The organism is Actinocorallia libanotica (assembly GCF_039525175.1).
Classification (GTDB): Bacteria; Actinomycetota; Actinomycetes; order Streptosporangiales; family Streptosporangiaceae; genus Actinocorallia; species Actinocorallia libanotica.
In genome coordinates, this window is the sequence record NZ_BAAAHH010000026.1 from 54,196 (window position 1) to 71,164 (window position 16,969).

18 protein-coding genes are annotated in these 16,969 nt (G+C 72.3%); 2 read left to right on the forward strand and 16 right to left on the reverse strand.

Annotated features, from left to right (window positions below; all coding sequences use genetic code 11):
* Window position 1: 1 nt before the first annotated feature.
* Together ABD140_RS27170 and ABD140_RS27175 are read right to left on the reverse strand one after the other, a co-directional pair.
* On the reverse strand, window positions 2–238 hold the full coding sequence (locus tag ABD140_RS27170; RefSeq protein WP_344243836.1) for a DUF4229 domain-containing protein: 237 nt from the start codon (window positions 236–238) through the stop codon (window positions 2–4).
* 50 nt (window positions 239–288) lie between these two features.
* Window positions 289–1,236, reverse strand: a complete 948-nt coding sequence (locus ABD140_RS27175) for a threonine ammonia-lyase (RefSeq protein ID WP_344243837.1) — start codon at window positions 1,234–1,236, stop codon at window positions 289–291.
* Between the two features lie 294 nt (window positions 1,237–1,530).
* Here ABD140_RS27175 and ABD140_RS27180 point away from each other — a divergent pair, with 294 nt between their 5' ends.
* Entirely contained in the window at window positions 1,531–1,728 is a 198-nt protein-coding gene (locus tag ABD140_RS27180; protein ID WP_106397192.1) for a BldC family transcriptional regulator, read from the forward strand.
* On the opposite strand, the gene ABD140_RS27185 is transcribed toward ABD140_RS27180, so the two are convergent.
* From ABD140_RS27185 to hemL, 8 genes are all read right to left on the reverse strand, one after another.
* Window positions 1,725–2,018: a hypothetical protein gene (locus ABD140_RS27185; protein WP_344243838.1), complete on the reverse strand. Its 294-nt coding sequence runs from the start codon at window positions 2,016–2,018 to the stop codon at window positions 1,725–1,727. The two genes, ABD140_RS27180 and ABD140_RS27185, sit on opposite strands and share 4 nt — an antisense overlap.
* 11 nt (window positions 2,019–2,029) lie before the next feature.
* Entirely contained in the window at window positions 2,030–2,839 is an 810-nt protein-coding gene (locus ABD140_RS27190) for a hypothetical protein (RefSeq protein ID WP_344243839.1), read from the reverse strand.
* A gap of 62 nt (window positions 2,840–2,901) precedes the next feature.
* A complete protein-coding gene (gene ccsB / locus ABD140_RS27195; RefSeq protein WP_344243840.1) occupies window positions 2,902–3,849 on the reverse strand; it encodes a c-type cytochrome biogenesis protein CcsB in 948 nt (315 codons plus the stop codon).
* Window positions 3,850–3,853: 4 nt separating this feature from the next.
* A complete protein-coding gene (gene resB / locus ABD140_RS27200) occupies window positions 3,854–5,392 on the reverse strand; it encodes a cytochrome c biogenesis protein ResB (protein ID WP_344243841.1) in 1,539 nt (512 codons plus the stop codon).
* Entirely contained in the window at window positions 5,393–6,145 is a 753-nt protein-coding gene (locus tag ABD140_RS27205; protein ID WP_344243842.1) for a cytochrome c biogenesis CcdA family protein, read from the reverse strand. It abuts the gene before it with no gap.
* Entirely contained in the window at window positions 6,142–6,681 is a 540-nt protein-coding gene (locus ABD140_RS27210) for a TlpA family protein disulfide reductase (protein ID WP_344243843.1), read from the reverse strand. Before ABD140_RS27210 ends, ABD140_RS27205 begins: the two co-directional genes overlap by 4 nt.
* 51 nt (window positions 6,682–6,732) lie before the next feature.
* Entirely contained in the window at window positions 6,733–7,365 is a 633-nt protein-coding gene (locus ABD140_RS27215) for a histidine phosphatase family protein (protein ID WP_344243844.1), read from the reverse strand.
* A gap of 18 nt (window positions 7,366–7,383) precedes the next feature.
* On the reverse strand, window positions 7,384–8,691 hold the full coding sequence (hemL, locus tag ABD140_RS27220) for a glutamate-1-semialdehyde 2,1-aminomutase (RefSeq protein WP_344243845.1): 1,308 nt from the start codon (window positions 8,689–8,691) through the stop codon (window positions 7,384–7,386).
* A 211-nt stretch (window positions 8,692–8,902) separates the two neighbouring features.
* On the opposite strand from hemL, the gene ABD140_RS27225 reads away from it, so the two are divergent.
* Window positions 8,903–10,576, forward strand: a complete 1,674-nt coding sequence (locus ABD140_RS27225; protein ID WP_344243846.1) for a serine/threonine-protein kinase — start codon at window positions 8,903–8,905, stop codon at window positions 10,574–10,576.
* Window positions 10,577–10,679: 103 nt separating this feature from the next.
* Here the strand turns inward: ABD140_RS27225 and ABD140_RS27230 are convergent, their stop codons facing one another.
* The 6 genes from ABD140_RS27230 to ABD140_RS27255 all read right to left on the reverse strand — a co-directional run bounded on the left by ABD140_RS27230 (window position 10,680) and on the right by ABD140_RS27255 (window position 16,909).
* Window positions 10,680–11,327 carry a bifunctional DNA primase/polymerase gene (locus ABD140_RS27230; RefSeq protein WP_344243847.1) on the reverse strand — a complete coding sequence of 216 codons (648 nt, stop codon included), beginning with the start codon at window positions 11,325–11,327 and terminating at the stop codon, window positions 10,680–10,682.
* A 153-nt stretch (window positions 11,328–11,480) separates the two neighbouring features.
* Window positions 11,481–12,446 carry a porphobilinogen synthase gene (gene hemB, locus ABD140_RS27235; RefSeq protein WP_344243848.1) on the reverse strand — a complete coding sequence of 322 codons (966 nt, stop codon included), beginning with the start codon at window positions 12,444–12,446 and terminating at the stop codon, window positions 11,481–11,483.
* Window positions 12,446–13,990 carry a bifunctional uroporphyrinogen-III C-methyltransferase/uroporphyrinogen-III synthase gene (locus ABD140_RS27240; RefSeq protein WP_344243849.1) on the reverse strand — a complete coding sequence of 515 codons (1,545 nt, stop codon included), beginning with the start codon at window positions 13,988–13,990 and terminating at the stop codon, window positions 12,446–12,448. Before ABD140_RS27240 ends, hemB begins: the two co-directional genes overlap by 1 nt.
* Window positions 13,987–14,889, reverse strand: coding sequence for a hydroxymethylbilane synthase (gene hemC, locus ABD140_RS27245; protein ID WP_344243850.1), 903 nt, complete (start codon window positions 14,887–14,889; stop codon window positions 13,987–13,989). Before hemC ends, ABD140_RS27240 begins: the two co-directional genes overlap by 4 nt.
* A complete protein-coding gene (locus ABD140_RS27250) occupies window positions 14,886–16,211 on the reverse strand; it encodes a glutamyl-tRNA reductase (protein ID WP_344243851.1) in 1,326 nt (441 codons plus the stop codon). Before ABD140_RS27250 ends, hemC begins: the two co-directional genes overlap by 4 nt.
* Complete coding sequence (locus ABD140_RS27255) at window positions 16,208–16,909, reverse strand: redox-sensing transcriptional repressor Rex (protein WP_344243852.1); 702 nt, start codon at window positions 16,907–16,909, stop codon at window positions 16,208–16,210. Before ABD140_RS27255 ends, ABD140_RS27250 begins: the two co-directional genes overlap by 4 nt.
* Between the last annotated feature and the right edge of the window lie 60 nt (window positions 16,910–16,969).

The following is a 16,969-nucleotide window of genomic DNA, read 5'->3' on the forward strand; positions in this document are numbered from 1 at the left end:
CCTAATCCGCGAGGGAGGCGTCTCCGGCGGTGCCCTGGCGCCGGGACCGCATCTTGGAGGTGAGGGCGACCGAGATCTGGTCGCGCTGGCGGGACAGCACGACGTAGCTCACGATGCCGGAGATCAGAAAGGCCAGGGCGAGGTTCAGCAGACCGCTCAGGCCGATCAGATAGAGGATCGCGGCGGTGGCCGCGACCAGCACGAGTCGCGCGAGTGTGTACAGGATGACTGAACGCATGGTCCTTCGAGGTTATCCCCAGGTCAGGAGAGCCCCGGTTCAGGGTGCCCTCAGGCGGGGAAGAGCAGCGCGGGATCCACGTTCCCGCCCGACAGGACCGCCACTCCCTCACCCGGGGGGAGCTCGTCGCGGCGGAAGAGGAACGCCGCCGCGGCGACGGCCCCCGCGGGCTCGGCGACCAGGTGGGTGCGCACCGCCAGCAGCCGCATCGCCTCGCGGATTTCCTCCTCGCTCACCGTGACGATGTCGTCCACGTACGCGGCGATGTGCCGGAAGGGCAGGTCGCCGACCCGGCCGACCCGCAGCGCGTCCGCCATGGTGCGCCGGGTCTCGGCCGCCGCCCAGGACACCGGGCGGCCCAGCAGGAAGGAGTCGCGCGCGTCGGCGGCCAGGGCCGGCTCGACGCCCACCACCCGGGTGTCCCGGTGCAGGTTCTTGACCGCGGTGGCCGTGCCGGCCAGCAGCCCTCCCCCGCCCACGGGCACCAGCACCACGCCGGGACCGGGGTGGTCGGCCATGATCTCCAGCCCGACCGTGCCCTGGCCCGCGATCACCCGCCGGTCGTCGAAGGGGGCGATGAGCTCGTAGCCGTGCGCCCGCGCCAGCCGCTCGGCCGTCTCCGTCCGCGCCTCCATCGTCGGCTCCACCAGGACCACCTCGGCGCCGAGCCGCACGCACTCGGAGACCTTGACCTCCGGCGCGTCGTGCGGGACCACCAGCACCGCCCGGATGCCCAGCTCCCGCGCCGCGTAGGCGACCGCCTGGGCGTGGTTGCCGCTGGAGTGCGCCACGACGCCCTTGGGGAGCGGGCTGCCCAGGGGCGCGGTGGTCATCGCCGCGTACGCGCCCCGTAGCTTGAACGCGCCCACCGGCTGCAGCGACTCGGGCTTGATCCACAGCGGCGCGTCCGGGTACCGCACGAGCGGAGTGCGCACCGCGACCCCGGCCAGTCGGCGGGCGGCAGCTTCGATCTCCGCCAGGGTGACCAGATCGGACATGCCCGGGAGCTTATCCCTCCGCGCGCCCGGCGCACCGGAGGCGGCGCCGCCCGCGGCCCCGCGCGACGCCCTTCTCCGACCCTCGTCTGAGGACGTTCGCCGTGGTCAAGTGCGGTGTCAGCGGCCCTGCGGAGACCGCCGCGGGACATGCCATTGTTACTTTACGAGATAATGCCTGTTCGGGGCGTCACTCAAAGTTATGTTTTCCGAAAACAAGGCATGAAACGGTCTCGACCCGGCACACTTGGAATCTATCCACCCGCGTCCAGAGCGGGACAAAAGGGGAGAGAATCCGTGGAAAGCACTAGTGAGCGTCTGTTGACCCCCGGTGAGGTGGCGGCCCTGTTCCGGGTAGACCCCAAGACGGTCACCCGGTGGGCGGCAGCCGGCCGGATCAGCAGCATCCGTACTCCGGGGGGCCACCGACGGTTCCGCGAGTCCGAGGTGCACGCGCTGCTGCGCGGAGACGAGCCGCTGGCGGAGGTCCGCTAGTCACCCACCGGCCCCGGCGGGGTTCCGGGACCGGTGGACTCCCCGGGCGGGGCGGCTTCGGGCAGAGCCGCCTTCCACTCCTCGAACTGCAGGCGCAGCGCCTCGTCGTCACGGCGCCACCTCTCGCGCATCCCGGCCGACTCCTCCTCGGTGAGCGCCTCGGCGGCCAGCCTCTCGTACTCCGGATCGTCCGGGCCGATCTCCACGTAGGCCTGCACGATCTCGTCCGATTCGGTGAGCTCGCCGTGCGGCACGAGAAGCCTCCCGTTGGCGAGTCTGATCACGTACATCCTCGTACCCCTCAGATTCCGTACCGGCGGTTGAAGAAGAGCATCACGTCGAGCGCCAGGCGGATGTTGCCGCCCAGCATGTCGACGAGGGCGGGGCGCTGGTGCGAGGCGATGGCGGCGAAGGCGTCGGCGAAGAACTCGCGCCTGCCGAGCACGCCCCGCTGCCGATGGAAGTCGCTCTGCAGGAACGGCGCGCAGGCGGCGTAGAGCCGCTGGAAGTCCGCGCCGTCGGAGACCCATCCGCCGTGCGGGTCGTCCACGTCGTCCAGGGCGTGGCCGATCTCGTGCATCATCACGTCCGGCGTGGGGGACGGGCGGTCCCCCACCACGACCTTGCGGTTGCCGTAGGCGCCGGCGCAGATGTCCCACGTGGCGCGCCCCGACGGCAGCGGCCTGCCCTTGAGCGAGCCCATGTCGTCCAGGTCGGGCACGCCGCCGGGGCCGACGTAGATGCCGGTGAGCGACTCGGCCAGCTTCAGCTTGAGCCGCTCGGGGAGCATGGCGAGGCTCTCCACCGCCCGGATCACCTCGGGCGGCGGCGGCCCCTCGGCGAGGTCCCACTGGCGGTGCAGGATCGCCTCCAGCGGGCCGCAGTGCAGCCTGCCGTCCCCGCCCCAGGGGTGGTCCGGCGGGTGCGCCGGCACCCGGAGGGAGTCCGCCGGCTCCTCCGGGGGCTCGTCCAGCTCATAGGCGCGGTAGTCCCGGCCCGGCGGGCGAAACCGCCCGCCGGTGTCCCTGGGCTGGGCCTCCCGGGGCCGGACCTCGGTGAGCGAGGCGCGCGTGAACGCGTCGGCGGACCTCCGGTGGCGACCCCAGCGCATGGCCTTCTCCGCTCCTCCTGGACACGTCCGTCCATTCAAGCGTGAAAAGGCACAAGATCACATTAAACGTCGGCGTACGAGTGCATGCCCTCGAGGAAGACGTTCACGCCGACCAGGTTGAACAGCAGCGCCGCGTAGCCGATGGTCGCCACGACCGCCGCCTTGCGGCCCTTCCAGCCCGCGGTCGCCCGCGCGTGCAGGTAGCCGGCGTAGATGGCGAAGACGATGAACGACCAGGTCTCCTTGGGGTCCCAGCCCCAGTAGCGGCCCCACGCCTCGTCCGCCCAGATCGCGCCGGCGATGATGGAGAACGTCCAGATCGGGAAGACGAACATCGTCGCCTTGTAGGCGAGGTCGTCCAGGGTCGTCGAACCGGGCAGCCGGTCGAGGAAGCCGGTGCTGGCCTTCTCCTCGTGCCGCGCCTTGGCCAGGTACAGCAGCGTGGCCACGAAACCGACGGTGAACCCGCCGGAGGCGATGATCGCGGCACTGACGTGGATGGCGATCCAGTAGGACTTCAGCGCCGGGACCAGCTCGCCGGGCGCCTGGTAGAGCCAGATGGTCGCCGCGCCCAGCCCGAGGATCACCGCGAGCATGACGAACGCGCCGAGGTAGCGCGCCTTGCTGCGGACCAGCAGCACCAGGAAGCCGACCACCGCGGCCAGGCAGATCGCCACCACGAACTCGTACATGTTGCCCCACGGCCAGCGGGACACCGACATGCCGCGGGCGACCACGCCGCCGGCGTGCAGCAGCCCGCCGAACACCGTGATGAGCACGGCGAACCGGCCCCAGTCGCGGCGCGGGACGTCCGGCTCGGCCGAATCCTCGGCTGTGTCGGCGGCCTCCTCCACGGGGGCTCCCGCGCCGGCCAGCGCCTTGGCCCGCGCCTTCGCCGGGCGGGGGGTGAAGGCCAGGTCCGCCGCGTAGCCCAGCATCGCGACCACATACAGCAGAACCGCGCCGAGCAGCATGTTGTTGCTCAGGTCGGCGAGTTCGGTGTCGACCACCGTGTCACTCCTTGATCGTTCCGGCGGAGGCCGGTGCGGGCTCCGGTTCCGGTTCCTCGGCGCGCAGTTCGCGCAGCAGGTCGTCGAACTCGACGGTGGGGGTGCCCAGGGTGAGGCCGCCGACCTCGACCACCGTACGCCCGTCCTCTCCGGCGCTCGCACGGACCCACACCCTGCGGCGCCGGGTCATCAGCGAGACCACCAGGCCGGCGATCGCCAGCGAGGCCGAGACCAGGGCCGGGACGCGTCCCGGGTCGTAGGTGACGGTCATCGAGGCGTACTCCTTGAAGCCGGTGAAGGTGATCTCGCCGGCCCCGTCGGGCAGCTTCAGCGTCTCGCCCACGGCCATCGCCTTGCGCTCGACCTTCACCATCTCCAGGTTCTCGGCGTCCAGCTCGTACACCGACTGGGGGTCGCCGGAGTCCATGTTGAGGTCGCCCTTGAAGGCGCCGACCACCGCGACCATGGGGTTCAGCGGGCCGGGGAAGGTGGACATGACCGAGGACCCGTCCGGGGTCGGCGCGGCGGTGGGCCAGAACATCATCTGGAAGCCCAGCTGCTGCGGCTCGGCGTCAGGCGCCTTGATGACGCCCTCGGAGGCGAGGTTCGCCGAGTCCAGCGGCAGGAACTGGACCGCGTCGTCGAAGACGACGTGCCCCGCGCCGTCGGTGACCTTGAAGGTCGGGGCGTAGCCGTGGCCCAGCAGGTAGACCTTCGCCCCGGCCACCTCCAGCGGGTGGTTCACCCTGACCGTCTCGGAGCGCTCGGCCGAGCCGGGCTTCTCGCGGTAGGTCATCCGCGCGTGGAACTCCCGCGCCTGGCCGGTCTGCGCGCCCGAGGAGACGAACTCCACCTCGAAGTCGTCCATCGTCGCCTGGAACGGCGCCAGGTCGTCCGGGTCGACCAGGTGGCCCGGGTGGAACTCGCCGTAGTGGGCGACCGAGTTGGAGAAGCCGGTCCCCTCGGTCAGCAGCAGGTTGCCCCGGTAGCCGAACAGCGCGCCGAGCCCGACGGCGAAGAGCAGGGCCAGCAGCGCCAGGTGGAAGACGAGGTTGCCCGCCTCGTGCAGGTAGCCCTTCTCCGCGGCGAGCGAGCCGTCGTCGGCGACCGTGCGGAAGCGCCGCCTGCGCAGCGTCTCGCGGGCCTGCTCCAGCACCCGCTCGGGCGTCTCGCCGGAGTGGAACTCCGCGTGCTGCGGAAGCCGCCCGAGGCGCTTGGGCGCGGACGGCGGCCGGGACCGCAGGTTCTGCAGGAGCTGCCAGGAGCGCGGCAGGACGCAGCCCGCCAGCGAGACGAACAGCAGCAGGTAGACCGCGGCGAACCACGGCGCGGCGAACACGTCGAACAGCGACAGCCTGTCCAGCCAGGGCCCGAGGGTCTTGTGCTCCTCCAGGTACTGCACGACCCGCTCCGGCGACTGGCCGCGCTGGGGGAAGATCGAGCCCGGCACGGAGGCCAGCGCCACCAGGAAGAGCAGGATCAGCGCCGTCCGCATGGACGTCAGCTGCCGCCATCCCCAGCGCAGCCACCCTGTCAGACCCATCTAGATCACCGTCCCGAAGCTGCCGATCCACACCCGCAGCTCGTTGTTCAACTCGGTCCACAGCCCGGTGACCAGCAGTACCCCGATCAGAACGAGCATTCCGCCGCCCAGCCGCATCACCAGCCGGTAGTGGTTCTTCACCCACCCGAAGACGGTGAGCGCCTTACGGTACGCCAGGGCCGTGAGCAGAAACGGCAGGCCCAGGCCCACGCAGTAGAAGAAGGAGAGCACGCCGCCGCGCACCGGTGTCGCCTCGGTCATCGCCAGCGACTGGATGGCGGTCAGCGTGGGGCCGATGCAGGGCGTCCAGCCGAGCCCGAACAGCAGGCCCAGCAGCGGGGCGCCCGCCACTCCGGGGCCCGGCATCCGGGCGGTCTTGAAGGTGCGCTGCAGGTTGACGAAGAAGCCCATGAACAGCAGGCCCATGACGATCGTCACCGCGCCCAGGACGCGGGTGATCACCTCTTCGTAGGTCTTCAGCCAGTGGCCCAGGCCGCCGAAGAAGAACCCGTAGGCCATGAAGACCAGCGTGAAGCCCAGCACGAACAGTGCGACGCCCGCGACGAGCCTGCCCTTGCGCTGCTCGGCCAGGTCCTCGCCGGTCATGCCCGTCACGTACGACAGGTAGCCGGGGACCAGCGGCAGCACGCAGGGGCTGAGGAAGGAGACCATGCCCGCCAGCGCGGCCAGCGGCAGCGCGAGCGCCAGCGTGCCGCCGGTGATGGTCTCCTCGATTCCCGCGGCGAGGATCATCTCTCGGCGACGATCTTCGCCAGGGCCGGGTCGAGCCGCGCCTTGCTGACCATGCCCGGGAACTGGACGGCGACCCGCCCCTCGCGGTCCAGGATCAGGGTGGTCGGCAGCGCGCCGGGGTTCACCGAGGAGAAGGACTGAGTGATCTTGCCCTCGGGGTCGAACAGGCTCGGGTAGGAGTTGCCGTACTTGCGCACGAACGCCTTGGCGCCGTCCCGGGTGTCCTTGATGTCGACGCCTAGGAACGCCACCTCGTCCTTGTTCTCCTGGTAGGTCGCCTCCAGCGCCGGGGCCTCGGCCCGGCAGGGCCCGCACCAGGACGCCCAGAAGTTGACGACCACGACCTTGCCGTCGTAGGAGGCGAGGTCGAGCTGCTCGCCCTCCAGGGTCTCGCCCTTGACCGCGGCCGGGCTCTGGCGGTCGTCGACGGGGACCGGCTCGCCCGGCTTGGCGGCCGTGCCGCCTCCGGAGCAGCCGGCGGTCAGCGTCAGCGCGACGGCCGCCAGGAAGGCGGGCATGGCGGCACGGCGGATCATCAGGGTCACTCCTCGGGCACTACGAGCTGTAGTACGTGACTGTACCCGGGCTCAGGCGCCGGGGATGCTCGGGTGCCTGACCAGGTGGGCGGCGGGCTCGGAGTACTCCACCCGCGCCAGCGCCTCGCCCTCGAAGACGAGGCTGGTGACGCTGGCCAGCCCGCACTGGCGGCGGCGCGGATCGTGCCAGAGCCGCACGCCCTCGGCGAGCCTGCGCGCGGTGTAGATCGGCAGCTGGTGGCTGACGCACACCGCCTCCCGGCCGCGCGCGGCCTCCCGCGCCTCCTGGGTGAAGGACCACATGCGGTCGGCGACCTCCTGGAAGGGCTCGCCCCAGGAGGGCCGGAACGGGTTGGTGAACCTGCGCCAGACCCGGGGGTCGGCCAGCCTCCCCATCCGGAAGACCTCGCCCTCGAACTTGTTGTCGGCCTCGATCAGCCGCACGTCGATCACCGGGCTCAGCCCGGTGGCGGCGGCCAGCGGCGCGATCGTCTCCCGGGCTCGGTCCAGCGGGGAGGTGTAGAGCGCGGCGATGTCCCGGCCGGCGAACCAGCCGGCCGCGGCCTTGGCCATCAGGTGCCCGTCCTCGCTGAGGTGGAAGTCCGGAAGACGGCCGTACAACACGCCTCGGGGGTTGTGGACCTCACCGTGACGCAGGAGATGAACGATGGTGGTCTCAGTCATGGCGGGAACAGATTACCCTCACGTCCCGGGCAAGCCGGTCTTCTCGGCCGCGGCCTTCGCGGCGTGCGGCAGCGCCTCGGCGATCCGCTCCAGCGCGGCGTCGTCGTGGGCGGCGGACAGGAACCACACCTCGTAGGAGGAGGGCGGCAGGTAGACGCCGCGGGCGAGCGCCTCGTGGAAGAAGGCCGCGTAGGCCGCCGAGTCCTGCTTCTGGGCGTGGTCGAAGTCCAGCACGCGCTCGTCGGTGAAGAACACCGAGAAGAGGTTGCCCGCGGTCTGCAGGCGGTGCGGGACGCCCTCCCTCGTCAGCGCCTCGCTCGCCCACTTCCCGACCAGGGACGCCGCCCGGTCGACCCGCGCGTACACCTCGGGCGTGCAGTTGCGCAGGGTGGCCAGGCCCGCGGCGGTGGCCAGCGGGTTCCCCGACAGGGTGCCGGCCTGGTAGACCGGCCCGGCCGGGGCCAGGTGGTCCATGACCTCGGCGCGGCCGCCGAACGCGGCGGCGGGCAGGCCGCCGCCCATGACCTTGCCGTAGGTGAACAGGTCGGCCGCCACGCCCTCCCGGCCGTACCAGCCCGAGCGGGTGACCCGGAAGCCGGTGAGCACCTCGTCGATGACCAGCAGCGCGCCCGCCTTGTCGCACAGGCGGCGCAGCAGCTCGTTGAAGCCGTCGATCGGCGGCACCACGCCCATGTTGGACGGGCACGCCTCGGTGATCACGCAGGCGATCTCGCCGCCGTACTCGGTGAACGCCTCCTCGACCGCGACGGCGTCGTTGTAGGGCAGCACGATCGTGTCGGCCGTGGCGGCCCCGGTGACGCCGGGGGTGTCGGGCAGGCCCAGGGTGACCACGCCGGAGCCGGCCGCGGCCAGCAGCGCGTCGACGTGCCCGTGGTAGCAGCCGGCGAACTTGACGACCTTGGAGCGGCCGGTGAAGCCGCGGGCCAGCCGGATCGCCGACATGGTGGCCTCGGTGCCGGAGTTGACCAGCCGCACCTTCTCCACCGGGGCGCGAGAGACGATCTCCTCGGCCAGCTCCACCTCGCCCTGCGTCGGCGCGCCGTAGGAGGTGCCGCGGCCCGCCGCGGCCTGGACCGCCTCGACCACCGCCGGGTGCGCGTGGCCCAGAATCATCGGACCCCACGAGCAGATCAGGTCGACGTAGGTGGCGCCGTCCGCGTCCGTCAGGTACGGACCCTGCGCGGACGCCATGAACCGGGGTGTCCCGCCCACCGCCCGGAAGGCGCGCACGGGGGAGTTCACCCCGCCGGGCACGACCTCGCGGGCCCGGTCGAACAGCTGCTGAGATCGCTCGCTGGAAGTCACCCGTCCAGTCTGCCACCGCCCGGCCACCGCGCCCGTCCGGGTGCCGCCATGATCACGGTGGGTGCCGGGAGGGCGGCGCGCGGCGACCGGGGAGACGCGCCGCGATGCCGGAGCCGACACAATCCGGTAACTCCCTTGACCATGAGCCACAATGGCCTATATCCACCCATGAAGGCGACTTAACGTGCAGGTCTGGCGGGGAAGGGTTGAAGTGACGGAAGGCTGGGCGGTACCGGGGTTCACCCTCGTACGCGAACTGGGGACCGATGCCTCCGGGCGGCAGGTGCTCGCGACGGACGAGATGACCAGGACCCAGGTCACGATCCGCTACCTGTCCCCCGCGCTGGACAAGGACGAGGAGTTCGGCGGGCGGATGAGCCGGCTCGCCCAACTGGAGGACGACAACCTCGTCCAGGTCTACGAGCTGGTCACCGACAAGGAGGACCCCTCCTCGGCCGCGGTCGTCTCGGAGTACTTCGAGGGCGTGCCCCTGCGGCGGCTGCTCACCGACCCGCTGGACCCCGAGTCCGCGGTCGTGGTGCTCAGCGACATCCTGCTCGGGCTGGCCGCCGCGCACGGCAGGGACATCGCGCACGGCGACTGCTCGCCGGACAAGGTGCTCATCGCCCCCGACGGGCGCGCCAAGCTCTCGGACCTGGGCATCGCGGTGCCGCACGGCAAGGGCGCCCCCTCGGGCGACCCCGTCTACCAGGCGCCCGAGCGCTGGCAGGGCGGCCCGCCGAGCCCGCAGAGCGACATCTACGCGGCCACCGGCGTGTTCGTGGAGTGCCTGACGGGACGGCGGCTGTTCCCCGCCACCTCGATCGGCGCGCTGAACCGGGCGCACAACAACGCCGCGATCCCCGTCATCGACGTGCCGGGTCCGCTGCGCTCCCTGGTGCTGCACGGGCTCTCCAAGGAGCCCGAGAAGCGGCCCGCGTCGGCCGTCGACTTCCTCACCGAGCTCGACGAGGCGGTCAGCCCCGTCTTCGGCGCCGACTGGGAGAAGCGCGGCCGCGCCCGGGTGCGGGAACTGGCCCAGCGGGCCGCCACCGCGCCCGCCCCGCCGCCGCCCTCCAAGGCCGACGCCCGCATCTCCGCCGCCGCCGCGCCGCCGGACCTCAGCCGCGACCGGCGGCCCCTGCTCTTCGCCGGCGCCGGCATCGCCGCCGTGGTCCTCATCGGCGGCGTCGCCTACGGCCTCAGCGGCTCCGGCGGCGACCCCGCCTCCGGCCCGACGCTCGCCCCCTCCCACCTGGCGGGCCCGGCCACCCCCTCCGTCGAGCCCTCCTCCCCCGCCACCCCGACCACGGCGGAGCCCGACGGCGCCGAGCTGGCCCAGCGGGTCTCCGACGCGATCGCCGAGAAGGAGTCGTTCACGCTGTCCTTCCGCCGGGTCGCGGGCAAGGAGGTCACCAGCGTCAGCGGCAGCGCCAGGGCCGACTCCTACCGGGTCTCCCTGACCGGTCCCAAGCTGGCCAAGCGGCAGGCGATCGTCCTCGGCGGCGACGGCTACCTGCAGCAGGGGTCGGCCTGGACCAGGCTCCCCCTGGGCGGCAAGGCCAAGGGCTACGGCGTGCTGGCCGAGCAGGCCCGCTGGGGCACCTCCGCGGACGCCCTGAGCACCCTGCTGGAGGACGCCGAGACCCTCACCCGCAACGGCAACCGCTGGAGCGGCACCGTGCCCCAGGCGACCGGTCTGGACGCCGTCGCGCCCGGCTACCGCAAGGCCAAGGTCGCCTTCGAGCTCCAACTCGGCGCCAACTGGCTGCCCAAGCACCTCAAGGCGACCATCACCGCCGGCGGGAAGACCAAGGTCGTCACCACCACCGCCTTCTCCAAGTGGGGCGGCAAGGTCACCATCAAGGCTCCCGCGAAGCGCTGAGAACCCCCCAGCATCCCGAACACGGACGAACCCTCCTCCCCCTCAGGGGGAAGGAGGGTTCGCCGTCTGATGAGGGTCTGGACCGCCCGGAGACCGGCCGCCTTCAGTCGACCAGGAACTCCAGGACGCGCAGGGGGTCGGGCAGCGGGGCGTCGTCCGGCGGGCGCACCCAGGTGACCTCGCGGCCGGACGGCAGGACGGACGGGGGCGCCACCACGTAGCTGTCCCGGCAGTGCCAGCGCATGCCCGGGGTGTCGGCGAGGGTCTCGGGCGAGCAGTCCAGGTGACAGGACCACCACTCGTCCTCGTCCTCGGGGGCGCCCCGGGTGGCCACGAAGAACAGGTGGCGCTCGTCGCCGATCGCGGCGACCGGGCCCGCCTCGACCCCCGCGGCGGCCATCGCCGCCAGCGCCGCCCGGCCCGTCGCGGCCGGGACGTCGAAGACGTCGAAGACGCGGCCGGTGGGCAGGATCACGTTGGCCTCGGGGGTGACCGACCACCATCGGTCGAGCGTCTCGCGCTCGGTGGTGGCCTGGCGCGCCCAGCCCGTCGTCACCGGATGGGCGCCCGGTCTGGGGCAGCCGATCCGGTCGCAGGAGCAGGCGCGGTCGCCCGCGGCCGGCGCGTGGGCGCCCACCACGGTGGCCCAGCCCCGCGCGGCGTACTCACGCGCCGCCACGACCAGGAGGTTCCTGGCGCGGGTGTCACGGCTGTTGCGACTGTTGCGGGAATTACGGGTGACCGCCAACATGTATCGCCCCCCGAAGAGAGAACCGCCTTTCCCCAGATCATGGCGAAAGGCGGTGGAAATCTGCGCACCGACCCCCGGATACGGTTCCAAATGACTATACGCAGGCCACCCGTGCGGCGTTTCCCCGGGGGTTCACCGGTTGCCGCGCGCGGCTCACAGGCGCCGGGCGACCTCGGTGGCCCAGTAGGTCAGGACGAGGTCGGCGCCGGCCCGCCGGATGGAGACCAGCGACTCGTGGATCGCCCGCTCGCGGTCGATCCAGCCCCGCGCGGCGGCCGCCTCGATCATCGCGTACTCGCCGCTCACCTGGTAGGCGGCGACCGGCACGTCCACCGAGTCCTTCACCTGGCGCACCACGTCCAGGTAGGCGCCGGCGGGCTTGACCATGACGATGTCGGCGCCCTCCTCCAGGTCCAGGCGGACCTCGCGCAGGGACTCCCGGGCGTTGGCCGGGTCCTGCTGGTAGGAGGCGCGGTCGCCGAACTGCGGGGCGCACTCGGCGGCGTCGCGGAACGGGCCGTAGAACGCCGAGGCGTACTTGGCCGCGTACGCCATGACCGGGATGTCCTGGTGTCCGGCGCCGTCCAGGGCGGCGCGGATCGCCCGCACCTGGCCGTCCATCATGCCGCTGGGCGCCACCACCTGGGCGCCGGCCTCGGCCTGCGCCAGCGCGACGGAGGCGTACCGCTCCAGGGTGGAGTCGTTGTCGACCTCGCCGGAGGGGGTGAGCAGGCCGCAGTGGCCGTGCGAGGTGTACTCGTCCAGGCACAGGTCGGTCATCAGGACCACCGCGTCGCCCAGGTCCGCCGACAGGTCGCGCAGCGCGCGCTGCATGATGCCCTGCGGGTCGTCGGCGGCCGAGCCGCGCTCGTCCTTGTGCTCGGGCACGCCGAACAGGATCAGCCCGCCGACCCCCGCCTCGGCCGCCTCGTGCGCGGCCTTGCGGAGGCTGTCGCGGGTGTGCTGGTACACCCCCGGCATCGAGGAGACCTCTGCCGCCTCCTCGATGCCCTCCTTGACGAACAGGGGCAGGATCAGGTCGGCCGGGTTCAGCCGGGTCTCGGCCACCAGCCGGCGCAGCGCCGCCGAACGGCGCAGCCTGCGCGGACGCTCGATCATCACGTGAACCTCTTCTTCCGGGCTCCCCGCCGCATCTGGCTGGGCTTGCGCAGCGGCTCGCCCGCCTCGATCTGGGCGGCTCTCCGCTTCGCACCGTACTCGGCCAAGGCGACCGCCAGGTCCGAGATGGAAGGCTTCTCGGCCATCACGTCGACGCGGAGGCCGTACTCCTCGGCGGTCTTGGCCGTCTGCGGGCCGATGACCGCGATGACCGTCACATTGTGCGGCTTGCCGGCGATGCCGATGAGGTTCTTGACCGTGGAGGAGCTGGTGAACAGCACCGCGTCGAACCCGCCGCCCTTGATCGCCTCGCGGATCGGCTGCGGCGGCGGCGCCGCCCGCACCGTCCGGTAGGCGGTGACGTCGTCGCACTCCCAGCCGAGCTCGGTCAGGCCCGAGATCAGCCGGTCGGTGGCGATGTCGGCGCGCGGCAGCAGCACCCGGTTGATCGGGTCGAGGTCCTCGTCGTAGGGCGGCCAGATCTCCACCAGGCCCTCGCCGGACTGGTTGACCGGCGGCATGAGGTCGGGCTGCACCCCGAACTCCACCAGCGACGCCGCCGTCTGGTCGCCCACCGCGGCGACCTTCAGGCCGGCGAAGGCGCGGGCGTCCAGGCCGTACTCGGCGAACTTCTCCCGCACCGCCTTCACCGCGTTGACCGAGGTGAAGACCACCCACTCGTAGCGGCCGGTGACCAAGCCCTTGATGGCGCGGTCCATCTGCTGGGGGGTGCGCGGCGGCTCCACCGAGATGGTGGGCACCTCCTGGGGCACCGCGCCGTAGGAGCGCAGCTGCTCCGACAGGTCGGCGGCCTGCTCCTTGGTGCGCGGCACCAGCACCCGCCAGCCGAACAGCGCCTTGGTCTCGAACCAGGACAGCTTCTCGCGCCAGTTCACCACGTCGCCGACCACGATCAGCGCCGGGGCGTCCATGCCCTTGGTCTCGGCGTACAGCCGGTTGAGCGTGGTGACCACCGTCTCCTGCTCGGTGGTGCTGCCCAGGCTGGTGTAGGCGGCCGGGGTGGAGTCCTTGCGGCCCGCGGCGATCAGCCGCTTGGCCAGCTCGCTCACCTGTCCCTCGGCGCCCAGCACGACCAGGGTGGCCTCGCCCGCGGCCGCCGCCGCCCAGTCGACGCCGCCGTCCGTCACGTCGATCACCCGCACCTCGCGGGTGCGCTCGTCGCGCAGCGGGAAGCCGGCGTACTGCGGCACCGCCGTCACCGCGGACACACCGGGGACGATCTCGAAGGGGACGCCCTCGTCGGCGCACGCGGCGGCCTCCCGCGCCGCCTTGCCGCCGAGCCCGGAGTCGCCGGAGACCAGCCGCACCACCTCGCCGTCGCGGGCCGCCGCCAGCACCAGCTTGACCGCGTCGCGCTCGTCGGCGTCCAGGATCTCGGCCTCGGGGCGGCAGTGCCCCAGCACCTCGGCGGGGCAGCTCGACCGGTTCACCACGACCGTGTCCGCGCGGCCCAGCGCCTCGGCTCCGCGCAGGGTCAGCAGGCCGGGGTCGCCCGGCCCCAGACCTACGAAAGTGACGGTCATGGTCCCTCCATCAGCTTGTCGGCCCCCTGCTCGAAGAGCCGGGCCGCCAGCTGGCGGCCCAGCTCCGCGGCGCTCTCGGGGTGGCCGCTCGCGGAGAGCCTGATCTGGCGGGTGCCGTCCAGCGACACGACTGCGGCCGTCAGGCTCAATACCTCGTTCTCCACCTGTGCGAACGCACCCACCGGCGCGGAACATCCCGCCTCGAGCACCGCCAGGACGGCGCGCTCGGCGGTGACGGCCGCCCGGGTGGCCGGGTCGTCCAGCACCCGGAGAAGTTCGATCAGCCCGGCGTCGTCGGAGCGGCACTCCACCGCCAGCGCGCCCTGGCCGGGGGCCGGGAGCATCTGCTCGGGCTCGAAGAGCTCGCCGATCAGCTCGGTGCGCCCGATCCGGGTCAGGCCGGCGTTGGCCAGCACCACCGCGTCCAGCTCGCCGTCGGTGACCTTGGCCAGCCGGGTGTCGGCGTTGCCGCGGATCGGCACGACCTCCAGGTCGGGGCGCAGCGCCCGCAGCTGGGCGACGCGGCGGGGCGAGCCGGTGCCGACCCGCGCCCCCGCGGGCAGCTCCGAGAGCTTGCCCGGGCCGCACAGCGCGTCCCTGTGGTCGTGGCGCGGCGGCAGCGCGACCAGCTCGATGCCCTCGGCGGGCGTGGTCGGCAGGTCCTTCAGCGAGTGCACGGCGAAGTCCACCGTGCCGGCGAGGATCTCCTCGCGCAGCCGGTTGACGAACACGCCGGTGCCGCCGATCTGGGCGAGCAGCGCCTTGTTGACGTCGCCCTCGGTGGTGATGCCCACCAGTTCCACGGCGCGTCCCGTGGCCGCGGTCAGCGCGTCGGCGACCATCCCGGACTGGGTCGTCGCCAGCAGGCTCTTGCGGGTGGCCAGCTTCAGAGTGCTCACGCCTTGCTCCGTTCCTGCCGCTGTGTGCCCTTACCCGCGGGCAGGTCGGCGCGGGTCACGGCCTGGGGTGCCGTGGGGTCGAGGTCGAAGAGCTCGCGCAGCGCGTCGGCGTAGGAGTCGCCGCCGGGTGCGGCGGCCAGCTCCTTGACGCGGACGGTCGGCGCGTGCAGCAGCTTGTCGGCCACCCGCCGGACGGTCATCGCGAGCTCGTGTTCGGTCTTGGGGTCGAGGTCGGGCAGCTTGGCGCGCAGCCGCGCCAGCTCCAGGTCCACCACCTCGGCGGCCTTGCTGCGCAGCGCGACCACGGTCGGCGCCACGGCGGCGGCGCGGGCGGCGGACAGGAAGGCGGCCACCTCGTCGGCGACGATCTGCCGCACCGCCTCCACGGCCTCGGGCCCGATGGCCCGCGCCGCCTCCTCGGCGGTGCGCAGGTCGTCCAGGGAGGCCAGGCCGGTGCCCTCGACGTCGCGGACGCCGGGGTCGACGTCGCGCGGCAGGGCGAGGTCGAGGATGAAGCGGCGCCCGGGGACGAGCTGCTCCCGGGCGATCATCTGGCCGGCGCCGGTGCAGGAGACGATCAGGTCGGCGGAGTTCAGCTCGCCGGCGAGGTCCTCCAGCGGCAGCGGGCGGGCCGGGACGCCGACCGTGCGGGCCGACTCGGCCAACCGCTCGGCCTTGTCGAAGGTGCGGTTGGCCACCGTGATCTCCGCGACGCCCGCCCGGGCCAGGGTGGCCACGGCCAGGCCGCTCATCGCGCCCGCCCCGATCACCAGGGCGCGGCACTGCGACAGGTCGCCCAGGTGGCCCGCGGCGACCTGGAGGCCGACGCTGACCAGCGAGGCGCCCGCCTGGTCGATGCCGGTGTCCGAATGCGCGCGCTTGCCGACCCGCAGCGCCCGCTGGACCACCTCGTGCAGGGTGCGCCCGATGGTGCCCTCGGCCTGCGCCAGCCGGAACGCGGTGCGGATCTGGCCGAGGATCTGGCCCTCGCCCACGACCATCGACTCCAGGCCGCACGCGACGGTGAAGGCGTGCTGGACGGCACGGTCCTCGTAGTGCACGTACAGGTGCCGGGACAGCTCCTCCAGCGGCACGCCCGAGTGCCGCGCGAGCGACTCGGAGACCAGCTGGACGCCGCCGTGGAACTTGTCCACCGAGGCGTACACCTCGACCCGGTTGCAGGTCGAGACGATCATCACCTCGCTGACCGCGTCATGGATCTCGTGCAGCAGCTTGACCAGATCGTCACCGGTGATCGACGTCTGCTCCAGCAGCGCGACGGGGGCGGACCGGTGGCTCAGACCGACGACTAGCAGGCTCATGGATGTACCTCGATGTACTCCTCATGCGGTCCGCCGGCCTTACGCTGCTCGTGGAACGCGAGGATCTGCAGCTCGATCGACAGGTCGACCTTGCGGACGTCGACGCCCTCGGGGACGCTGAGGACGACGGGGGCGAAATTGAGCACGCTGGTGACCCCGGCGGCGACCACCCGGTCGCACACCGCCTGGGCAGCCGCCGCGGGGGTCGCGATGACGGCGATGGACACGCCCTGGTCCTTGATGATGGTCTCCAGCTTGTCTGTGTGCTCCACGGTGAGCCCGGAGATGCGCTCGCCGACGATGGAGGCGTCGGCGTCGAGCAGCCCGGCCACCCGGAACCCCCGGGAAGCGAACCCGCCGTAACCGGCGAGGGCGCGGCCCAGGTTACCCACCCCGATGATGGCCACGACCCAGTCCTGGGTGAGACCGAGTTCACGTGAGATCTGGTACACGAGGTACTCAACCTCGTACCCGACTCCACGCGTGCCATACGAGCCGAGGTGGGACAGGTCTTTACGCAGCTTGGCGGAGTTGACGCCGGCGGCGGCCGCCAGCTCCTCGGAGGAGACGGTCGCCACGCCCCGGTCCTTCAGGCCCTGCAGGGCCCGCAGGTAGACGGGCAGCCGCGCCACGGTGGCCTCCGGGATCCCCTTGGCGGATTCCTTGAGAGTCCTCGCGTTCGGATGCCGGGGAGTCATCGCGGTGGCACGGCCTCTCTACGCGGCCTCCCACCGGGAGAGGCGTATTTCCTTCAGGTT

Coding starts and splice junctions, on each gene's coding strand:
- ABD140_RS27205 (WP_344243842.1), bottom strand. CDS start 6,145: ATGATCCTCGCCGCGGGAATCGAGGAGACCATCACCGGCGGCACGCTG.
- ABD140_RS27170 (WP_344243836.1), bottom strand. CDS start 238: ATGCGTTCAGTCATCCTGTACACACTCGCGCGACTCGTGCTGGTCGCG.
- ABD140_RS27230 (WP_344243847.1), bottom strand. CDS start 11,327: ATGTTGGCGGTCACCCGTAATTCCCGCAACAGTCGCAACAGCCGTGAC.
- ABD140_RS27255 (WP_344243852.1), bottom strand. CDS start 16,909: ATGACTCCCCGGCATCCGAACGCGAGGACTCTCAAGGAATCCGCCAAG.
- resB (WP_344243841.1), bottom strand. CDS start 5,392: ATGGGTCTGACAGGGTGGCTGCGCTGGGGATGGCGGCAGCTGACGTCC.
- ABD140_RS27175 (WP_344243837.1), bottom strand. CDS start 1,236: ATGTCCGATCTGGTCACCCTGGCGGAGATCGAAGCTGCCGCCCGCCGA.
- ABD140_RS27210 (WP_344243843.1), bottom strand. CDS start 6,681: ATGATCCGCCGTGCCGCCATGCCCGCCTTCCTGGCGGCCGTCGCGCTG.
- ABD140_RS27215 (WP_344243844.1), bottom strand. CDS start 7,365: ATGACTGAGACCACCATCGTTCATCTCCTGCGTCACGGTGAGGTCCAC.
- ABD140_RS27250 (WP_344243851.1), bottom strand. CDS start 16,211: ATGAGCCTGCTAGTCGTCGGTCTGAGCCACCGGTCCGCCCCCGTCGCG.
- ABD140_RS27190 (WP_344243839.1), bottom strand. CDS start 2,839: ATGCGCTGGGGTCGCCACCGGAGGTCCGCCGACGCGTTCACGCGCGCC.
- ABD140_RS27185 (WP_344243838.1), bottom strand. CDS start 2,018: ATGTACGTGATCAGACTCGCCAACGGGAGGCTTCTCGTGCCGCACGGC.
- hemB (WP_344243848.1), bottom strand. CDS start 12,446: ATGATCGAGCGTCCGCGCAGGCTGCGCCGTTCGGCGGCGCTGCGCCGG.
- ABD140_RS27240 (WP_344243849.1), bottom strand. CDS start 13,990: ATGACCGTCACTTTCGTAGGTCTGGGGCCGGGCGACCCCGGCCTGCTG.